The sequence below is a fragment of the Aquabacterium sp. UBA2148 genome (genome assembly GCF_002328915.1).
GTDB lineage: Bacteria > Pseudomonadota > Gammaproteobacteria > Burkholderiales > Burkholderiaceae_C > Aquabacterium > Aquabacterium parvum.
On the sequence record NZ_DCXA01000107.1, the window covers coordinates 1 to 18,760 of the forward strand.

The 18,760-nt window shown below is 64.7% G+C and carries 16 protein-coding genes; 7 read left to right on the top strand and 9 right to left on the bottom strand.

Features of this window, described 5'->3' with window-relative positions; genetic code table 11:
- From B2W70_RS05725 to dnaA, 7 genes are all read right to left on the bottom strand, one after another.
- A partial coding sequence (locus B2W70_RS05725) for a PEP-CTERM sorting domain-containing protein (RefSeq protein ID WP_286743720.1) occupies positions 1-1,611 on the bottom strand: 1,611 nt, incomplete at its 3' end.
- 201 nt (positions 1,612-1,812) lie between these two features.
- Positions 1,813-2,730 carry a PEP-CTERM sorting domain-containing protein gene (locus B2W70_RS05730; RefSeq protein ID WP_286743722.1) on the bottom strand — a complete coding sequence of 306 codons (918 nt, stop codon included), beginning with the start codon at positions 2,728-2,730 and terminating at the stop codon, positions 1,813-1,815.
- Positions 2,731-2,748: 18 nt separating this feature from the next.
- The gene (locus B2W70_RS05735; RefSeq protein WP_286743725.1) at positions 2,749-3,687 is read right to left on the bottom strand and encodes a PEP-CTERM sorting domain-containing protein; all 939 of its coding nucleotides are present in this window, start codon (positions 3,685-3,687) and stop codon (positions 2,749-2,751) included.
- Positions 3,688-3,719: 32 nt separating this feature from the next.
- Positions 3,720-4,034, bottom strand: a complete 315-nt coding sequence (locus tag B2W70_RS05740) for a PEP-CTERM sorting domain-containing protein (protein WP_286743728.1) — start codon at positions 4,032-4,034, stop codon at positions 3,720-3,722.
- Positions 4,015-5,031: a PEP-CTERM sorting domain-containing protein gene (locus B2W70_RS05745; protein ID WP_286743730.1), complete on the bottom strand. Its 1,017-nt coding sequence runs from the start codon at positions 5,029-5,031 to the stop codon at positions 4,015-4,017. The genes B2W70_RS05740 and B2W70_RS05745 overlap by 20 nt, the downstream gene beginning before the upstream one ends.
- A 190-nt stretch (positions 5,032-5,221) precedes the next feature.
- The gene (gene dnaN / locus B2W70_RS05750) at positions 5,222-6,364 is read right to left on the bottom strand and encodes a DNA polymerase III subunit beta (RefSeq protein ID WP_286743732.1); all 1,143 of its coding nucleotides are present in this window, start codon (positions 6,362-6,364) and stop codon (positions 5,222-5,224) included.
- Between the two features lie 330 nt (positions 6,365-6,694).
- On the bottom strand, positions 6,695-8,221 hold the full coding sequence (dnaA, locus tag B2W70_RS05755) for a chromosomal replication initiator protein DnaA (protein ID WP_286743734.1): 1,527 nt from the start codon (positions 8,219-8,221) through the stop codon (positions 6,695-6,697).
- Between the two features lie 303 nt (positions 8,222-8,524).
- Here dnaA and rpmH point away from each other — a divergent pair, with 303 nt between their 5' ends.
- The 4 genes from rpmH (at position 8,525) to yidC (ending at position 11,324) form a co-directional block, all read left to right on the top strand.
- On the top strand, positions 8,525-8,659 hold the full coding sequence (gene rpmH / locus B2W70_RS05760) for a 50S ribosomal protein L34 (protein WP_058086564.1): 135 nt from the start codon (positions 8,525-8,527) through the stop codon (positions 8,657-8,659).
- Between the two features lie 144 nt (positions 8,660-8,803).
- The gene (locus B2W70_RS05765; RefSeq protein WP_286743738.1) at positions 8,804-9,310 is read left to right on the top strand and encodes a ribonuclease P protein component; all 507 of its coding nucleotides are present in this window, start codon (positions 8,804-8,806) and stop codon (positions 9,308-9,310) included.
- A 56-nt stretch (positions 9,311-9,366) separates the two neighbouring features.
- Entirely contained in the window at positions 9,367-9,621 is a 255-nt protein-coding gene (gene yidD / locus B2W70_RS05770) for a membrane protein insertion efficiency factor YidD (protein ID WP_286743773.1), read from the top strand.
- On the top strand, positions 9,618-11,324 hold the full coding sequence (gene yidC, locus B2W70_RS05775) for a membrane protein insertase YidC (RefSeq protein WP_286743741.1): 1,707 nt from the start codon (positions 9,618-9,620) through the stop codon (positions 11,322-11,324). The genes yidD and yidC overlap by 4 nt, the downstream gene beginning before the upstream one ends.
- Before the next feature lie 103 nt (positions 11,325-11,427).
- On the opposite strand, the gene B2W70_RS05780 is transcribed toward yidC, so the two are convergent.
- A complete protein-coding gene (locus B2W70_RS05780; protein ID WP_268760930.1) occupies positions 11,428-11,556 on the bottom strand; it encodes a hypothetical protein in 129 nt (42 codons plus the stop codon).
- A 183-nt stretch (positions 11,557-11,739) separates the two neighbouring features.
- Here B2W70_RS05780 and B2W70_RS05785 point away from each other — a divergent pair, with 183 nt between their 5' ends.
- From B2W70_RS05785 to B2W70_RS05795, 3 genes are all read left to right on the top strand, one after another.
- Entirely contained in the window at positions 11,740-13,272 is a 1,533-nt protein-coding gene (locus B2W70_RS05785) for a tRNA modification GTPase (RefSeq protein ID WP_286743745.1), read from the top strand.
- A 144-nt stretch (positions 13,273-13,416) separates the two neighbouring features.
- Positions 13,417-13,884, top strand: a complete 468-nt coding sequence (locus B2W70_RS05790) for a cyclic nucleotide-binding domain-containing protein (RefSeq protein WP_286743747.1) — start codon at positions 13,417-13,419, stop codon at positions 13,882-13,884.
- Between the two features lie 56 nt (positions 13,885-13,940).
- Positions 13,941-14,999, top strand: coding sequence for an HD-GYP domain-containing protein (locus B2W70_RS05795; protein ID WP_058086560.1), 1,059 nt, complete (start codon positions 13,941-13,943; stop codon positions 14,997-14,999).
- A 4-nt stretch (positions 15,000-15,003) separates the two neighbouring features.
- Here the strand turns inward: B2W70_RS05795 and B2W70_RS05800 are convergent.
- Positions 15,004-18,760 (bottom strand): response regulator (locus tag B2W70_RS05800; RefSeq protein WP_286743752.1); only part of this gene is annotated, 3,757 nt, incomplete at its 5' end.

Here is an 18,760-nt window from a genome sequence, read left to right on the forward strand (position 1 = left end):
GCGGCGGCGGGCAAACAGGCCGGTCAGGCCCAGGCCAGCCAGCAGCATTGCCGTGCCGTCGGGCTCGGGCACGGGCGAACTCACGAGCTTGAGCAGGGGTTGCTGAACAGAAAAGTTGAAGTGGCCGTTTTCACCTGTGGCAGACAACTCAACGCTGAAGCGCACCTTCAGAGAATCGCCAATGGCCAGGTCGCCAAGCTGAACGTTCACAGGCAGCGACAACACACCCAGGCTTTCTTCGCTCAGGCCCAGGTCTGCCCCTGAGAACGTCACATGCAATCCGTCGTAGCTCAAACCTGTGGTCCACGCCGGTGAAGTCTGCCCCTCGACCCAGATCGAAGCCTTCATGTCAGCTTGAAAGAGATTGGAGTTGTTGAGGAAGGTCGACAATCCAAAGCTCAGAGCGGCAGAGCCCTTGTTGGCCCCACTGTTCGTGATGGTGTCAGACCACTCGAGGCTCACCGCAGTCGAGGGGGCGGGATAGATGTGATCAGGTCCGCTGGGGTAGTAGGCGAGGTACAGGGTGCTGACGCTCACGCCCCAACCGGAAGCACCACTTGCAGCAGTGGCGTTGAAGCTGATGTAGGGGTCGAGGATGGGGTCATCACCACCCGAGCCATAACTGTCGACCTTCACGCTGAACGCTTCAGACTGAGGGTCGATCTCGAACCCGCTGGTCGATTCGCCGTAGGCATCGACGCCTCGGATGCTTCCTTTGGCTGAGACGAGCGGAGCAGCCTGAGCACCCAGGGGGGCCAAGACCGCGCCAAGGCACAAAGCCGCTGCCAGCTGTTTGGGCAGCTTGCGGGCTCGTTGACGACGACGGAGTCCACCCAAACCCAGCAAGCCCACGGCCAACAGTGCCCACGATTGCGGCTCGGGCACCGCGCTCACGCTGCCATGGTCACCGGAAAAATCGACGCTGGCACCCAGCGCGAATGTGACCGACCTGGCTTGTGTTCCGTTGTTGCGGATCACGTAGGTGAACGAGTTGCTTTCATGCAGTTCAGCAGAACCCGCCACGATCTGCCCACTGGACTTCTGCTGGGAGACGACACCACCCGTGAATGCCTGAGGTCCGTCGGGTCGAATCAGGACCTGCAGTGCATCGTCACCCATCAAGCCCTCGAGACGGAAATAGGCTTCGCCACTCACCGAACCGAACACATCGGGCGTGTCGGGCATGCCAAGGCGATCAGAGTTCAAGAGGTTCAAGGCCGCATCCAGGCTTGTTTGCCCCGTCAGACGCACTTCGGTGCCAGGTTGCAGCAGCAAACCATACAAACCACCTGAGAAGCTGGCGCTGACCGACAAGGTGCTGGCGGGATACATGTGGCCTGCCGGGTGGATGCGTCCAATGTGGTCCGCGTCGACAGACAAGGTCGCCCGCACACCGTCAGCTGTTCCGCGAGCTGAGGCCACACCTGCTGGCAGGCTCACGCCATTGAGCGCGGTGTTCGAGACCTTGCCATGCTCGAATCTGACCACCCGCCACGCGGCGTAAGCGAAGTCTTGGTCCCCATCGCAGCAAGATGCACGGGCTTCACCGATGCCGGTGGCCAGCCAGGTCGCACCAGCTGCGATGCCGTCGTCTGAGCGGAAATCGCTCACTTGAAGCTGAAGATTGCTGAGGGTTGCCGTGGCACTGGCCACGATGGGGCCTGCAGCGAAGGCCGACTGACCGATCGTGAATGTGGCGAGGGCCAAGCCCGCGGCCAACAAGCCATTGGTGCTGTTCAAAAAAGGTGCTCGCATGTTCTCTCCTGATCCTTTGTTGGTCAAAGCAAGGCGCAGATGGCCATTTGCTCAAGTTTAAGCGACTGTTCGACGACGGACTCGCCAGCCCATGAATCCCAAGCCGGCAAGCACCATAGCCACGCTGCTGGGCTCGGGGATGGGCGTGGCCACCAGGTATTGGGCTTTCAAGTCCAGGCTGGAGTTCAGCACCACATCGGTGGTGCCCAGGTTGCGGGCAACCAAGACAAAGCTTTCCGACAGGCTCTCGTCGATTTGCTGTGACAGCTCCAGCACACCGGTGTTGAATTCGGCGTGGGCAGAGGAGGCCCCCACGAACACATCGGCCGCGTTCCCCCCCACAACCGTGAAACCCAAGGACGCGTCGACCTTGGCGTACTGGTTTGGAAAGAACCAAAGTGAGCCATCAAAAAAGTACGGCGGCAGCTGCGTGAGGTCGTTGCGCATTGACAGGTCAATCACGCCCGAGATGTGCACCTCCGTTCCCGCCTTGAGCACCCAGGACTGGGTCTTGATGGACATGCCGGCATCGAAGCCCATGCCTGGCTGCGGGTTGGTGATGAAGTCGGGGCCCAGTACTTCAGCCAGCGGTGCGACCACGTTGACCGTGTAGTCGCCAACGGTGCGGCCGAAGCCTGTCTGCGAATCAGGCACCCGGAACTGGAAGTCTGGGCCACCGATCAACTGCTTGATGCCTTGTTGAGTGCTGGTACCCGCCGAGGGATACCCGGCGTCGATCACGCCAAACGAAGGGGCAAGGAATGGCTCCAGCGTCGTGCTGGTCGAACCCGTCAGGGTGTGCTTTCCCGAAACAAAGGCAGCCGCCACGCCATCATCGGGACGCAGGTCAATGACTTCAATGCTCAATTCAGAGATCGAGGCTTGGCCTTCGAACAGGTTGGGTGCAGCCTGCGCAGACGCCGCGACCACCGACAAGGTTGCGACCAACACGGCTTGGGGTGCAAAACGAATCATGGAGCTCTTCCTCGGTGTTCAGGCGGGTTGACGACGGCGAGCGAACGGCACGAAGGCGACGCCTGCCAGCAACAAGGCCCAGGCAGAGGGCTCGGGCACCGGGGTGACACGGGCCAAGGCATTCATCTGCCAACCACCGTCGAGGTAGACGGCATGGTTGCTGCGGTTGCGCACCAGACCCGTGATCGTGAAGGTCTGGCTCCGGACGTTTTCTTCGCCGCTTGCGATCACACCATCAGGGCCCACGTCCTGGAAGACGGTGAAGGACTGCTGCAGCGAACCCAATTCGAAGTCGATGTCAGCGGTCGATTGCCAGTGATCAGGCTTGAAGCCCATGGTCAGGTCCGCCTGGCTGCGCACCCGCAAGGTTTCACCTTGCGTCAAGCCGATCAGGGATGCGGCATCGACCGAAACGCTCAAGGTGAACGTGGCAATGAAAGACAGCTCGGTGCCAGCCCCCAGGCGATGCGTCGCGGTTTCGGCACTCACGCGGGACGAGAGCACCGCCCCCCCCTCGCGGTGCCCTTGGAAATCGAAGTAATCAAAGCCCTCTGCGAAGCGGCTGTTGTCAAGGTTGACAGATGCCTGGGCACCGCTGCCACCACGGGTCGCACTGGCTTCGCCCGAAAGCAAGGACGCGTTCAAGGAGGGCTGGGTGAAGAAGCTGCCCTCATGGGTGTAGGTGCCAGCAATGTCGATGGCCTGGACCTCCACGCCAGAACCCGACGACGTCAGGCGTTGAACACCGAAGCTCACGCCTGCGATCGAATTCTTCCCAGACCAACGCAGGTGGCTTTCGAAGGAGGTGCCCAGGCCATCGCTTGGCGTGAGGTCCGTGAGCTGATAGCTCAGGCTGGTGAGTTGCACCTTTGCGCTGGCGACCTGGTCAGCAGCCTGAGCCGCCCCAATGGTCCCCACAGACAAGATGGCCGCGGCCATGGATGCAGTGATTCGCATGGTTTGTTTCCCTGAAGAATTTTTGTCCGAGGTCATTTGCCGACGATTCGACGGCGCCAGGCAGAAGCGGCACCCATCGAGCTCAAACCAACCAGCAACAGGGCCCAAGAGCTCGGCTCCGGGATCGGAGCTGCGTTAGCCCGCGCCATCACCGACAAACCGAAGTACAGGTTCTGGTTCACGGTGCTGTGGTTGCGGATGATGTAGGAGAAAGACTGCTCCATCGATGCCTGCGCATGGTCCCGACCCAAAGAGCCCACGCCATCCCTGGCCAGCTCCTGAACTTTCAGGACGGAATATGCGTAATCCGGCAGGTTCTTGATGATCTCAAGGCAGCAAATGGACATCCCGTTGTCGGTGGATCCAGCCCGGAAGTTCACGAAAGCAGTCGCCATGGCAGCGGCGGCGGGCAAACAGGCCGGTCAGGCCCAGGCCGACGAGCGCCAGCACCACGCTGCCTGGCTCAGGCACTGCCCCGACCAGCGTCGGATCGAAGGTCGTGCGCAGGTCGTTCTCGGTGTGCATACTCAGATCAAAGTTCACCTGCTCGGCCCATTGGGTGTTGTTCCAGAAGTGAACGTGGAGTGTCTGGGGGCCTTGGTTACCAATGCCAGACGTCGTGACCTTGCCTTGGTGATCGATCACGTACGAACTGGAAGAAGAGACAGTTGCAGAGGAGCCCGTCCGTTCACCTCGTAACGACATGGAAAAGCTCGCTGAGGAGCTTCCACTCACACCTGTGACCGTCTGACCCAGGGCAGGTGCCAGCGTCGCATCCGTGAAGAACAGGCCAGGATCGACCAAGTTGCTCAGAGTGATGTCCATGTAGACATCCAGAGTGGCGTTTCCAGGAAGCGAAAAGGACAACCCATAACCGCGGTTGAGCACCATGTCGGTGTCCAGACGCTGCATCCGAGCGCGAGAATCACTCCATGGAATGTTCTTGATGTCGGGACGAGACATGGTTTGCTTGAACGATTCCGTGGCTGGAAACGCTTGCTTCAGCGTGACCGACCCGGGTTCGTCGTGGATTTGGACTTTGCCTTGTTGAGAACTGGTGTCGTAGGTTGTGCCATTCGTCGCCACAAGCCAGTTGGCTTTGGTGTAGTACAGGTCGTTGTCACCAAAAATCTCGTCCGCGTTTTGGTACCCGTGAACCACCCGCCAATCGGTGGTGGTGTCATAGAAGTACATCTGATCCAGCGGCTTCGTGATGCCAAAGTGGGTGGTGGTGATCCTGAAGTTGCTGGCCGTGACCGAAGCGCCAAGCAAGTCAGCCGCTTGTGAGCTCGAACCGGCGCACAAGGCGAACACGCCCACGCAAAAAGATGCGATGAATCGCATGGTTTCCTCCTGATGTTGTTTGAGCCCGTAGCGTATCAACCCCGTGAGAAAGGTTCCACCGGGTTACCCGCGCAAGTGTTGCCGCAGGAAACCAAACGGCCCCGCGTTCAAGGGTGAACGGGGGCCGTTTTGGCCATTCAGGCCATCCGTCATCGGCCATCCGACCGATGCGGGATGCTTGCGCGACGCCTCAGATGCGCATCGGCATCACCACGTACTTGAAGCCTTCGTACTCGGGGTTGGTGATCAGCGCCGAGCTGTTGGCGTCCTGCAAGGACACGGTCACCATGTCCTGGCTCATGTTGACCAGCACGTCCATCAGGTAGCCGACGTTGAAGCCGATCTCGAAGGTGTCGCCACCGTAGTCGATCTCGAGCTCTTCCTTGGCCTCTTCCTGCTCGGCGTTGCTGGACGCGATGCCCAGCAGGCCCGGCGCGAAGTTCATGCGCACGCCCTTGAACTTTTCGGACGTGAGGATGGCGGCGCGCTGCAGGCTGGCCAGCAAGGTGGTGCGGCCCAGCGTGATGTGGTGCTTGTGGTTCTTGGGGATGACGCGGTTGTAGTCGGGGAACTTGCCCTCGACCAGTTTGGTGACGAACTCCAGGCCGCCGAAGCTGAACTTGGCCTGGTTACCGGCAAAGCGCATCTCGATGAGCTGTTCGCTGTCGTTGCCATCGCCGCCTTCCTTGCCCTTGCCATCGTCCTTCAAAAGCCGCTGGAGCTCCAGAACGGTCTTGCGAGGCAGGATGACCTCCTGCTTGGGCATTTCGACGTCCAGCGTGGCCTGAGACAGCGCCAGGCGGTGTCCGTCGGTGGCGACGAGGGTCAGGGTATTGCCTTCGGCCACGAACAAGATGCCGTTGAGGTAGTAACGGATGTCGTGCACCGCCATGGCGAAGTGCACCTGGCTGATCAGCAGCTTGAGCGTCTTTTGCGGGATGCTGAAGGCGGGGCCGAAATCGGCGGCCTCTTGCACCAGCGGGAAGTCTTCGGCCGGCAGGGTCTGGAGCACGAAGCGGCTCTTGCCGCCTTGCAGGGTCAGCTTGTTCTGGTTGGCCGTGAGGGACACGGTCTGGTCGCTGGGCAGGCTTTTGAGGATGTCGCCCAGCTTCTTGGCGCCCACGGTGGTGGCGTAGCTGCCGGCGTCGCCGTCGAGCTGCGCGCTGGTGCGGATCTGGATTTCCAGGTCGCTGGTGATGAGCTCGAGTTCAGGGCCGTTCTTGCGGATCAGGACGTTGGCCAGGATGGGCAGGGTGTGTCGGCGTTCAACGATGCCGCCGACGGACTGCAGGGCGGCGAGGATTTTTTCCTGAGCTGCTTTCAACACAATCATCTTGATCTTTCAAATTAGTCGTCGTAGTAGAGGGCGACTTTTTCTGTGAACAACGCTATTTTGTCCTGATCCATCAAGGATTTACGCCCCGGACAACTCTGTGGATCGTACCCGGCTTCGCGATGGGGACAACAGACAACAACTTTGGAAAATCGCGGCGGGCTGTGGACAAGGGGGTGCTTGTTCTTTTCTTGTCCACAGCTTTGTGCCTTGACAGCTGGGCCAACCCTGGGGCGCCAGGGCATGAAAAAAGAGGCCCGTGGGCCTCTTGGTGGGGTGGCGGGGGCCCCGAGGGGCCGCCCGAATGCCGTCGACAGGGATTGTTTGACGTCAACCTTTGAGCGTTTGCTCCAGAACGTGCAGCTGCTGGTTCAGCTCGGTGTCCTTGGCGCGGTCGCCGCCGATCTTGCGCACGGCGTGCAGCACGGTCGTGTGGTCGCGGCCCCCGAAGAGCTCGCCGATCTCAGGCAGGCTCTTTTGCGTCAGCTCCTTGGCCAGGTACATGGCGATCTGACGGGGCTTGGCGATCGAGGCGGGGCGCTTCTTGGAGTACATGTCCGCGACCTTGATCTTGTAGAAGTCGGCCACGGTCTTCTGGATGTTCTCCACCGAGATCTGGCGGTTCTGGATCGACAGCAGGTCCTTGAGGGCCTCGCGCGCCAGGTTGATGGTGATCTCTTTGTGGCTGAACTTGGCAAAAGCCAGCACCTTGCGCAGGGCGCCTTCGAGCTCGCGCACGTTGGCCCGCACGTTCTTGGCCACGAAGAAGGCGACGTCCTCGGGCATGTCGATGGCTTCCTGGCGGGCCTTCTTGATCAGGATGGCCACGCGCATTTCGAGCTCGGGCGGCTCGATGGCCACCGTGAGACCGGAGTCGAAGCGCGAGGTCAGGCGTTCATCGATGTTGGCGAGCCCTTTTGGGTAGGTGTCGCTCGTCATGATGATGTGCGCCTTCTTGGCCAGCAGGGCCTCGAATGCGTTGAAGAACTCTTCCTGGGTGCGGTCCTTGCCGGCGAAGAACTGCACGTCGTCGATCAGCAGCAGGTCGAGGTTGTGGTACTTGGCCTTGAGCTCGTCGAAGGTTTTGCGCTGGTAGTTCTTGACCACGTCGGAGATGAACTGCTCGGCGTGCAGGTAGAGGATGCGCGCGTCGGGCTTGTCGGCCAGCAGGGCGTTGCCCACGGCGTTCATCAAGTGCGTTTTACCCAGGCCGACGCCGCCATAGATGAACAGCGGGTTGTACATGTGGCCAGGGCTGCCGGCGACGTGCAGGGCGGCGGTGCGGGCCATCTGGTTGGCGCGGCCAGGCACCAGGTTGTCAAACGTCAGCGCGGGGTTCAGGCCCATGACGCGAGGCGAGCCGTGGCCCATGGCCGGGCCGCTGCGGTTGGCCTGTCGCTCGGGGGCGCTGAGGTGTTCGGGTTCGCTGGGCACCTGCTGCTGCGGCATGGCCTGCTGCGAGCTGGCTTGGTTCAGCGCGGCGTTGGGCGGCAGGGCGCGACCCGGCATCACCAGGCCAGGTCGGGCGGTCGGCACCGGGGCCGCGGCACGCGGTGCCAGGCCGAATTCCAGCTTGACCTCGCCGCTTTGCTCTTCGCCCAGCAGGGCTTCGATGCGGGCGCTGTATTGGGTGCGCACCCAGTCAAGCATGAAGCGATTGGGCACGCGCACGCTGACCTGGGTGGCGGGGCCATCGCGGCGCACCTCGGCGGGGGGCAGCGGCCGGATCCAGGTGTTGAACTGCTGCTCCGGCATCTCCATGGCGAGGCGGGCACAGCAGCGTTGCCAGAGCGTGTCCGGGTCGTCGAGCCGGTGGTCGGCGGATGCGGGGGGCCGCGGCAGTTCGGCAGCGCTCATGTTGTGGACAAGTCCTTCCTTGGGAGGCGAATTCTAAGCATGGCGGGCGCGTTCGCAAGCCAGTTATCCACAGAAATTTCCCGTTCGCCAAGCCCCATGGTTCGTGGTAGGGCCCCCTGCATCGGGCCCCTGTTCCGGGGCGTTCATCCACGCTGGTGTGCGGTGGGCATTGACCATTTGGGGAAAACCTGCTGTAATCGCTGGTTCTGCCGTCTGTCAGGCTGCCCGCTCAGGCTGTGAGGGCGCAGACTTTGAGACATCCTCCCTGGCCAGCCATGTCGTGCATGGCCTTGAAAGACCATCATGAAGCGTACTTACCAACCCTCCAAGACCCGTCGCGCCCGCACCCACGGCTTCCTGGTGCGCATGAAGACCAAGGGTGGCCGCAAGGTCATCAATGCTCGTCGCGCCAAGGGCCGCAAGCGCCTGGGTCTGTGATCCACTGAGTGGCCCAGCCGACGCACCGTCGGCATGGGCTGGTGTGGGTTGCGCACCTTGGGTGAGCAGCCCCCGCTGGCGACAACGAGGCCGGGTTCAGCCCGGCCTTGTCGCGACTGAACCCCTCTTGCGAGCATCCGCGCCGTGCGTGCACCCAGCCTGAAATCTGCCGATTTCCAACGGTCTCTGGGCACGCGTCCCGTGGCCCGCACCGCGCATTTTTCTTTGCACGTGCTGCTGCGGCCAGAGCCAGCTCAGGCGCAATCCCTTGTGCCCGAGCCTGTGCCGGCGTCAATGCACGCAGGCGAGTTGTCAACAGGCTCAGCCGAAGGGGTGAGCCTGCTTGTGGATGACTCGGTCATGGCCGAGGGCCCGCGCTGGCGGCTCGGTCTGGTTCTGCCCAAAAAACAGGCACGCCGTTCGGTCACCCGCTCCCTGATGCGCCACCAGGCCCGCGAGGCCTTTCGCCGCCACGCGCCCCAGGTGCTGGCGGCTGGTCGCCATGGGCCGGAGGTCGATGGCTGGGTGGTGCGCTTGCGTGCGCCCTTTGACCGCAAGCTGTTTCCGTCCGCTGCTTCCGAAGCCTTGAGCGCCGCCGTGCGCCAGGAATTGGACGAGCTGTGGGCGCGCCTGGGGGGTCCTCGGGCATGATGCAGGGTTTGCGCAAACTGCTGGGCGGGTTGTCCGGGGCGGTCAACGCCTTGCTCATGGGCGTGGTCCGCGGCTACCGGTTTTTCCTGAGTCCCTGGCTGGGATCGGCCTGCCGCTTCACGCCAACTTGCTCTCAGTACGCGCTCGAATCCTTGCAACGCCATGGCCCGGCTGCTGGCAGCTACCTGGCCGCACGCCGATTGCTGCGTTGCCACCCGGGCTGCCCGGGCGGGCATGACCCCGTGCCCGAACGGGCACCCAAGCTGTTTTCTCGTTTTTCCAACCCTTCGTCGGATTCCTCTCACCCATGAATGATCTGCGTCGCACCCTGCTGTGGTCGGTGTTCGCCGTCTCGCTGCTGATGTTGTGGGATGGCTGGCTGCGTCACACCGGTCAACCCTCCCTGTTCGCGCCGGCACCGGCGGCCAGCGTGGCCTCTGGCCCTGAAGGGGCGCTCGGTGCTTCGGGCGCTTCGGCGGCCGATGTGCCCCAGTCGGCCCAGGGCCTGGGTGGCGCGTCCGCTGCCGCAGCGGCCCAAGCTGCTGGTGCCAGCGCGCCAGCCGCCGCGCCCAGCGAGCAACTCGTGTTCACCACCGACGTGGTCAAAGTCACGGTCGACACCCTGGGTGCCAGCCTGGTTCGTGTGGAGCTGCTCAAGCACCAGGACCAGGACGACCGCAGCCGCAACGTGGTGGTGCTGGACAACTCCAAGGTGCACACCTACCTGGCTCAGTCGGGCCTGGTGGGCACGGCTTCGCTGCAGCTGCCCACGCACAAGACCCCGTTCAAGCTGGTGAGCACCGAGCGCGAACTGGCCGAGGGCGCCAAGGCACTGGTCGTCAAGCTGGAGTCCGAAGCCATCAACGGCGTCAAGCTGGTCAAGACCTACACCTTCCCGCGCGGTGGTTACGCCATCGACGTCAAGCAGGAGGTGGTCAACGGCTCGCCCGCCGCCGTGAGCCCGCAGCTGTACGTGCAGCTCCAGCGTGACGGCACGCCGCCCAAGGGACCTTCCGGCCCGGCCTTCCTGCAAGGTCCGGTGGCGTACACCGGCATGGCGGTCTTCAACGACAAGGGCAAGTACCAGAAGCTGGAGTTCACCAAGATCGAAGAGGGCAGCACCGAGTTCGTCAAGACCGACGACAACGGCTGGGTCGCGATGGTGCAGCACCACTTTGCATCGGCCTGGCTGTACAACCCGAAGCTGCCGCGCGAGTTCTACGTGCAGAAGGTCTCGACCAACCTGTACGCCAGCGGCATGCTGCTGCCCATGGGCGAGATCGCAGCCGGCCAGAGCAAGGCACTGGACACGGTGCTGTTCGTCGGCCCGCAGGAAGAAGACAAGCTCAACGAGCTGGCTCCCGGCCTGGACCTGGTCAAGGACTATGGTTGGACCCACCTGCTGGCCGCACCCCTGTACCTGCTGCTGAACTTCCTGCACGACCTGATCGGCAACTGGGGCTGGGCGATCGTGGCCCTGGTGGTGCTGCTCAAGGCTGCCTTCTACTGGCTCAACGCCAAGGCCTACGCGTCGATGGCCAAGATGAAGGCGCTGAACCCGCGCATCCAGGAGCTGCGTGAGCGCCTCAAGGACAAGCCGCAGGAGATGCAGCAGGAGATGCTCAAGATCTACCGCGAAGAGAAGGTCAACCCGATTGGTGGCTGCCTGCCCATCCTGATCCAGATCCCGGTGTTCATCGCCTTGTATTCCGTGCTGTCGTCTTCGGTCGAGATCCGCAACGCACCGTGGATCGGCTGGATCACCGACCTGTCTGTGATGGACCCGTACTATGTGTTGCCCGCGCTGATGACGCTGTCGACGCTGCTGCAGACCTGGCTGAACCCGACGCCTCCGGACCCGGTCCAGGCCAAGATGATGTGGATCATGCCGCTGCTGTTCTCGGTGATGTTCTTCTTCTTCCCGGCTGGCCTGGTGCTGTACTGGCTGACGAACAACATCCTGTCGATCGCTCAGCAATGGTTCATCAACAAGCGCCTGGGTGTGCTGAACTGAACGCCAGCCGCTGACACGGCCTGAAAGCAAAACCGCCTGCTCCCTTTCGGGGCAGGCGGTTTTTTTTGGGGAAGCTTGAACCAGGTGCCGTGCTGGCCTGGTCTCAGTCTCGGCCGATGCGGTTGAGCAGCGCCGCCGCCGCCAGGGCGCCGGCCAGCAGGAAGGGCCACAGCGTCCCGTCGGTTTGCGTGGGTGAGCCGATCATCAGCAGGCTTTTCAAGGTGTCCAGCATGGCGGCCTCGCGTTGTCGTGATTTATGTCTATTTGACGCACAGGGTCAATTTGTGCGCTGCAGCAATGATGCCATTGTTGGCCCGGGTCGGTGACGCGAAGGTGAAACCAGTTGTCAGCCGAGCGGCGTTGCTGCGGTGACAATCCCGGCTGTCGTCAACACAAGCTTGGAATCGGAGACAGGGTGTCGCAATCGTGGCTGGACCGTCAGTCGCCCATCGTGGCCGTTGCCACCGCGCCGGGGCGTGGCGCCGTGGGCATCGTGCGGGTGTCGGGCCGTGGCTTGATGCCCTTGGCTCGGGCTTTGTGCGCCCGCTCCCTGCAACCCCGCGTGGCGCATTACGGGCCTTTCCTGGATGCGCGGGGCGAGGCCATCGACCATGGCCTGGCGCTGTTCTTCCCAGGGCCCCACAGCTACACCGGGGAAGACGTGCTGGAGCTGCAGGGTCACGGCGGGCCGGTGGTGATGCAGCTGCTGCTGGCGCGATGCCTGGAGGCGGCCGCCGAGCTTGACGCATCGCAGGATCCTGAGCACGTGGACGCCGCTGCCGCCGTGGTGGATGCGGCAACGCCTCGCTCGCATCCGCGTGCGCGCCTGCCCGGCCTGCGGCTGGCCGAGCCGGGCGAGTTCACCCAGCGCGCTTTCCTCAACGACAAGATCGACCTGGCCCAGGCCGAAGCGATCGCCGACCTGATCGACGCCAGCACCGAGGCGGCGGCGCGTTCGGCCAGCCGCTCGCTGGGCGGCGCCTTCAGCCGCGAAATCGAGGCCCTGCGCGATCAGATGATCAACCTGCGCATGCTGGTCGAGGCGACGCTGGACTTCCCGGAAGAAGAGATCGACTTCCTGGAAAAAGCCGATGCGCGCGGTCGCCTGAGCCGCCTGGCCGCCGCGCTGGACGCCGTGCTCCGCCAGGCGCGACAAGGCGCGCTGCTGCGCGAAGGCCTGCAGGTGGTGCTGGCCGGTCAGCCCAACGCGGGCAAGAGCTCGCTGCTCAACGCGCTGGCCGGCGCCGAGCTGGCCATCGTCACGCCCATTGCAGGCACCACGCGCGACAAGGTCAGCGAGACCATCCAGATCGAAGGCGTGCCGCTGCATGTGATCGACACGGCGGGCCTGCGCGCGGACCACGAGGCGTCCGACGAGGTCGAGCGCATCGGCATGGCGCGCAGCTGGGAGGCCATCGGCCAGGCCGATGCGGTGCTGTTCCTGCACGACCTCACGCGCTGGGCCGATCCGGTCTACGCCCAGGCCGACGCCGACATCGCGCAGCGGCTGCCGCAGGGCGTGACGGTGCTGCACGTGTTCAACAAGGCGGACGCCGTGGGGGCCGCTGCCCTGGACGACGCCACGCTGGCCGGACAAGCCGCGCACGCGGGCTTGCCGCGGCTGCACCCACCGGGCGCGGCCTTGCAGCTGTCGGCGCGAACCGGCGAGGGCCTGCAGGCCCTGCGCAAACTGTTGCTGGAGCAAGCCGGGTGGCAGGCAGCGCCCGAAGGGGTGTTCATCGCCCGCCAGCGCCATGTGCAGGCCTTGCACGAGGCGCGTGATCACCTGGCCTTGGCGGCCGAGCACGCGGCACAGCGCGACGGTGCCCTGGACTTGCTGGCCGAAGAATTGCGCCTGGCACACAACGCCTTGGGCCGCATCACCGGCGCGTTCTCTGCTGACGATTTGCTCGGCGAGATCTTCACGCGTTTTTGCATTGGCAAATGAAGCACCTTTGAGGCACAAAGCTGTGGTTTGCGTGCATGGGTCACGCCGGGCCGGGTTCACAAATCCCTGACAGCCGGGCCACGCTTGCATTAAATTGTTCACTTCCGGTCACAGTTGCCGTCGCCCCCCGCCGGCCCGCACGAGATGGACGCCACCGCACTGATCCAGGCCATTCAGACGCTCAACACGGAAGACGCGTTCCGCCCGCGTCTGGACGCGCAGCAGTGGCGCACCTTCGCGCAGTACCTGACCCGACATGAGTTGCGCTCCGGCGACCTGCTGGTGCGCCAGGGTGACCACGATCGCACGCTGTATTTCCTGGGGCAGGGCACTTTGCAGGTGTTCGTCACCGGGGCGCCCCCCGGGGCCTCGCGCATCGGCTTGTTGCGCCCAGGCTCGATCGTGGGCGAGCCCGGCCTGTTTGGCGACGTGCCCCGCATGGCCAACGTCGAGGCCATGGGCAGCGTGGTGGTGTTTGCCTTGCGGCTGCAGCGCTTCGAGGAGCTGGCCCAGCGGGTGCCCACCGTGGCGCTGGAGGTGCTCAGGGGGGCGGGCACCGTGATGGCGTGGCGCATGCGCGCCAACCTGACCCAGCAATTGCCCTCGGCTTGAGGGCAGGGCAAACGGTACAAAATCACCCCATACAAACAGACGAGGGTCAGGTCAGGATGTCTTCCAACTTGGGGCTGCGCCGGCCGACCGTGCTGGTCGCCGACGATTCACCGCAGAACATCGAGCTGCTGTCTCGGGTGCTGGGGCAGGACTTCCGCGTCAAGGTCGCCACCTCGGGCGACAAGGCACTCAAGATCGTCTACTCCGACGAGCCCCCTGACCTGATCCTGCTGGACATCATGATGCCGGACCTCAGCGGCCACGAGGTCTGCCGCCGCATCAAGGCCAACCCCGACCGCCGCCGCATCCCCATCATCTTCGTGACGGCGATGAGCACCATCGAAGACGAGGCCCTGGGCCTGAGCCTGGGTGCGGTCGACTACATCACCAAGCCAATCAGCCCGCCGCTGGTGCAGGCCCGCGTGCGCACGCACCTGGCGCTGTACGACCAGTCGCGCGAGCTCGAGCGCATGGTGGCGCAGCGCACGGCCGAGCTGGTGGCCACGCGCCAGCAGATCATCCGCCGCCTGGGCCGTGCCGCCGAGTTCAAGGACAACGAGACCGGCAACCACATCATCCGCATCAGCCACATCTCGCGGCTGATCGCGCAGCAGGTGGGCATGGGCCCCGAGGCGGTGCAGTTGCTGTTCCAGACGGCGGCGCTGCACGACGTGGGCAAGATCGGCGTGCCTGATCACATCCTGCTCAAAGCCGGCCCGCTCGATGACGACGAGCGCGCGCTGGTGCGGCGTCACCCGCAGATCGGCGCCGACATCATCGGCAAGCACGACAACGAGGTGCTGGCGGCGGCGCGCACCATCGCGCTGACCCACCACGAGCGCTGGGACGGCATGGGCTACCCGCAAGGCCTGCAGGGCGAGCAGATCCCGGTTTTCGGGCGCATCGTGGCCATCGCCGATGTGTTCGACGCGCTGATGAACAAGCGGCCCTACAAACCGGCTTGCAGCGCGACGCAGTCGCTGGCGACGATGGCCGAAGAGCGCGGCAAGGCGTTCGACCCGGCTTTGCTCGACGCCTTCTTCCAGGCGCAGTTCGAGATCCTGCGGGTGATGGACCTGTACGCCGACGAGCGGGGCACGGCCAGCGAGCTCTGAGAGCTCAGGCTTGCAGCTCGGCCAGCACCGTTGCAGCCTGGTCGAAATCGTAGCGCTCCAGGGCGCGACGCAGCTCGGCGGTGCGCGGGTGCTGACGCAGCGTGGGCCAGCGCGCCATCAGCTCGTCCAGGCTGTCTCGTGCGTGGGCGTCCTGGTCTGAGACCAGGCGGGTGAGTTCTGCCCAGTCGATCTCGCGCGGCACGCCATGGATGCCGTTTTCCTCGTTGCCTTGGGCCTGCTGCCGACCCAGTCGGTCGATTTCGGCGATGACGGCGCTCAGGGTTTCGAGTGTCTCGCTCAGGGCCTGGTGCACGGATGGCGCTTCAACGCCGTCCGAGATCAGGCAAGCCTCCAGCGCCGATGTGCGAGAAAGCAAGCCACGCGCGCCGATGTTGCCAGCCAGGCCCTTGAAAGTGTGTACCAGGCCGTGCAGTTCATGGGTCTGCTGGCGCAAGGCTTCGAATTGCTCGCCGAAGTCGCGCTGGGTGCGCGCGAAGCCCTTGAGCAGGCGGCGGTAGAGGTCGAGGTTGCCCATGCAGCGGGCCAGGCCGTCGGCGGTGTCGAGGGTGCTCAGGGTCAGGCCTTGCACGGGCGGCTGCAGGCTGTGGCCTTCGGCCAGCGCGGGCTGGGCCGGGATGATCCAGCGCGCCATGATGGTGAACATGCTGGAGAGGTCGAGCGGCTTGGTGATGTGGTCGTTCATGCCGCAGCGCAGGACGCGCTCGCGGTCGGCGGCCATGGCGCTGGCGGTCATGGCGATGACGGGCAGCTCTTTCCAGCTGTCCCGCGCACGGATGCGTTCGGTGGCGGTGTAGCCGTCCATCACGGGCATCTGGCAGTCCATCAGCACGCCGTCGAAAGGACCTTCTTGTTCGAGTTTGTCCAGGCACTCCTGGCCGTTGGTGGCCGTGACCACGCGCAGGCCGGCGCGTTCGAGCAGGTCGCAGGCGAGTTCCTGGTTGAGTGGCTGGTCTTCAACGAGCAGCACGCGCGCGCCGGCCAGGCGGCGCTGGGCTTGCTTGAGCAGGGCCTGGCCCTTGGGCTCGTCGGCGCTGGCGGGCGCGGTTTCCGAGAGCACCCTGCCCAGGGTGTCGAGCAGGGTCGAGGGGGTGACGGGCTTGTTGATGACGCCTGCCAGCCCGATGCCCTCTGCGGCCTTGAGGGCCTCTTCACGCGCGAAGGCGGTGACCAGCAGCACGAAAGGTCGGTGCTCGGGTGGCACCGACAAGGCGTGGCGCGCAAAGGCGATGCCATCCATGCCGGGCATCTTCCAGTCGGCCAGCAGGATCTGGTGCGGGCGGCCTTCGGCCAGGGCGGCGCGCATGCATTGCAGGGCGTGTTCGCCGCTGTCGCTGACTTCGACGTCCAGGCCCATGCGGCGGGTCATGTCGCCGAGCACCTCGCGCGCTGCGGGGTTGTCGTCGACCAGCAGCACGCGCTTGCCTTGCATCTCGCTGGCCAGCAGGGCGCGGCGGCCGCTGGGCTGTGCCTGCACGCCGAAGCGCGCGGTGAAGTGGAAGGTCGAGCCCTGGCCCGGCTTGCTTTCGGCCCAGATGCGTCCACCCATCATCTCGACGAGCTGACGTGAGATGGCCAGGCCCAGGCCGGTGCCGCCGTACTGGCGCGTGGTCGAGCTGTCGCCCTGCGCGAAGGGCGTGAACAGGCGCTGCATCTGCTCCTCGTTCATGCCGATGCCCTTGTCCTGCACCCACAAGTGCAGGCTGACGTGGCCGCTCTCGCGCGACTGCACCTCGCAGCCGATGAGGACTTCGCCATGGTCGGTGAACTTGATGGCGTTGGTGCCCAGGTTGATGAGGACCTGGCCCAGGCGGATGGGGTCGCCGATCAAGGCGGTGGGGATCTCGGAAGGGGCCGTGAAGAGCAGCTCCATGCCCTTTTCTTCGGCGCGCACACCGAGCACGTCTGCCATGTGGCTGATGACGTTCTCGAGCTGGAAGTCGGCCTCTTCGAGCTCGAGCTTGCCCGACTCGATCTTGGAGATGTCGAGCACGTCGTTGAGGATCTGCAGCAGGTTGCCCGCCGAGCCGTGCACCTTCTGGATGTAGTTGCGCGCCCGCGGGGGCAACTCGTCGAGCAGGGCCAGGTGGCTCATGCCCATGATGGCGTTCATGGGCGTGCGGATCTCGTGGCTCATGTTGGCCAGGAAGTGCGTCTTGGCCAGCGTGGACGCCTCAGCGGCTTGCTGGGCGGCGCGCAAGGCGGCCTCGGTGCGCTTGCGCACGGTGATGTCCTGCACGATGCCGCAGAACTGCATGCGCCCGTCCTGCTCGAAGGGGATGAGCACCACCTCGGCATCGAAGGGCTCGCCGTCGAGGCGGGTGTGGCGCCACTCGACGGTCTCGGCCTGGCGACTCTGGCGGACGCGCGCGATGGTGGCTTTCATCTCGTCCGTCATCGCCTGCGCGGGTGACAGCGGTGGCAGCGAGGGCATCAGCCCGATCAGGTCGCGGTCGGTGTGCGCGCCGAAGAGCTGCACCGCGCGCGGGTTCACCCGGGTGATGCCCTGCTCGGGGTTGTAGAAGATGAAGGCCACCGGCGCGTGCTGGAAAACGGCCTGCGTGCGCGTTTCAACCAGTTTGCGATCGGTGATGTCGGCCCAGTAGCCGTTGCAGACCTGGCTGCCATCTGGCTGGGTGGTGCATTGGCTTTCGCACATCAGCCAGACGTGGCGGCCGTCGAGCACGATGGAGAACTCCACCTTCTGCTCGGGCGGTGCCAGCTGACCGGGGCCGATGAGCTGCCAGGCCCGCTGCGGCTGGGCCATCAGCGTCTGGGCATCGATGCCGAGCGTGCGCCTGACGCCATCGCCGATGAAGGTGAAGCGGCCTTCGCCATCGGCGCCGCGCCGCCACCTGAAGATGGTCAGCGGCAGGGCGTGGGCCATGTCGGTGAGGCTCTGGCGGGCCTTCTGTGCGGCTTCGAGCCGGCGGGCGCGTTGGGCCCACAGGGCCATGGCGCCATGGCCCAGCAGCATCACGCCCAGGCCTGCGGCCAGGCCACCTGCGATCAACGGGCCTTCGCCTCGCAAGGGCACGAGGGTCCAGGCCGTCAGGCGCCCGTGGTCCAGTGTTTGCGACACGGCGAGGTGGCGCAGGCCATCGATGTTCATGGCCTGCACGAGCTGGCCGTTGATGCGCAAGGTCTCGGGCAGCCAGGGCAGGGGCTCGGGGGAGCGCTGGTAGAGCTGCCGGTCCGACTCCTTGTCGATGCCCACGTGCGGCACCCCTGGCAGTCGCTGCAGCACGTCGCCGGGGCGATTGCTCATCAGCACCACGCCCTGGTCATCGGAGACGAAGAGGCGACGCTCGCCGTCGTCGAGCAGGCGGCCCAGGGCCTGGGCATCCTGCATCACCACGATCACGCCCAGCGGCTGGCTGAGCTCGCCCACGCGTGCCGAGAAATAAAAGCCAGGCACCTTGCGCGTGCGGCTGACCGCGAACTGCGAAGCCCGACCGCTGGGGTCGCTCAGGGCCCGATGGTGGTAGTGGCGCCCCTGGAAGTTCATGCCGATGGCGCTGCTGGGTCGGTCCTGGTCGCTGTCGGCGATGTTGTTGCCGCCCGGGTCGTTGAGGAAGATGCGGCTGATGTGGAAATCGCGCGTGGCGGTTTGCAGGTGTTCGCCCAGCACTTGCTGGGCCGGCAGCTTGGCCAGGCGGGCGACCAGGTCGCGGCGATCGGCCTCGCTCAAGGGGCGGGGGATGTCCGGGCGATGCAGCCGCAGGTGCTCGGTGACCAGCGGG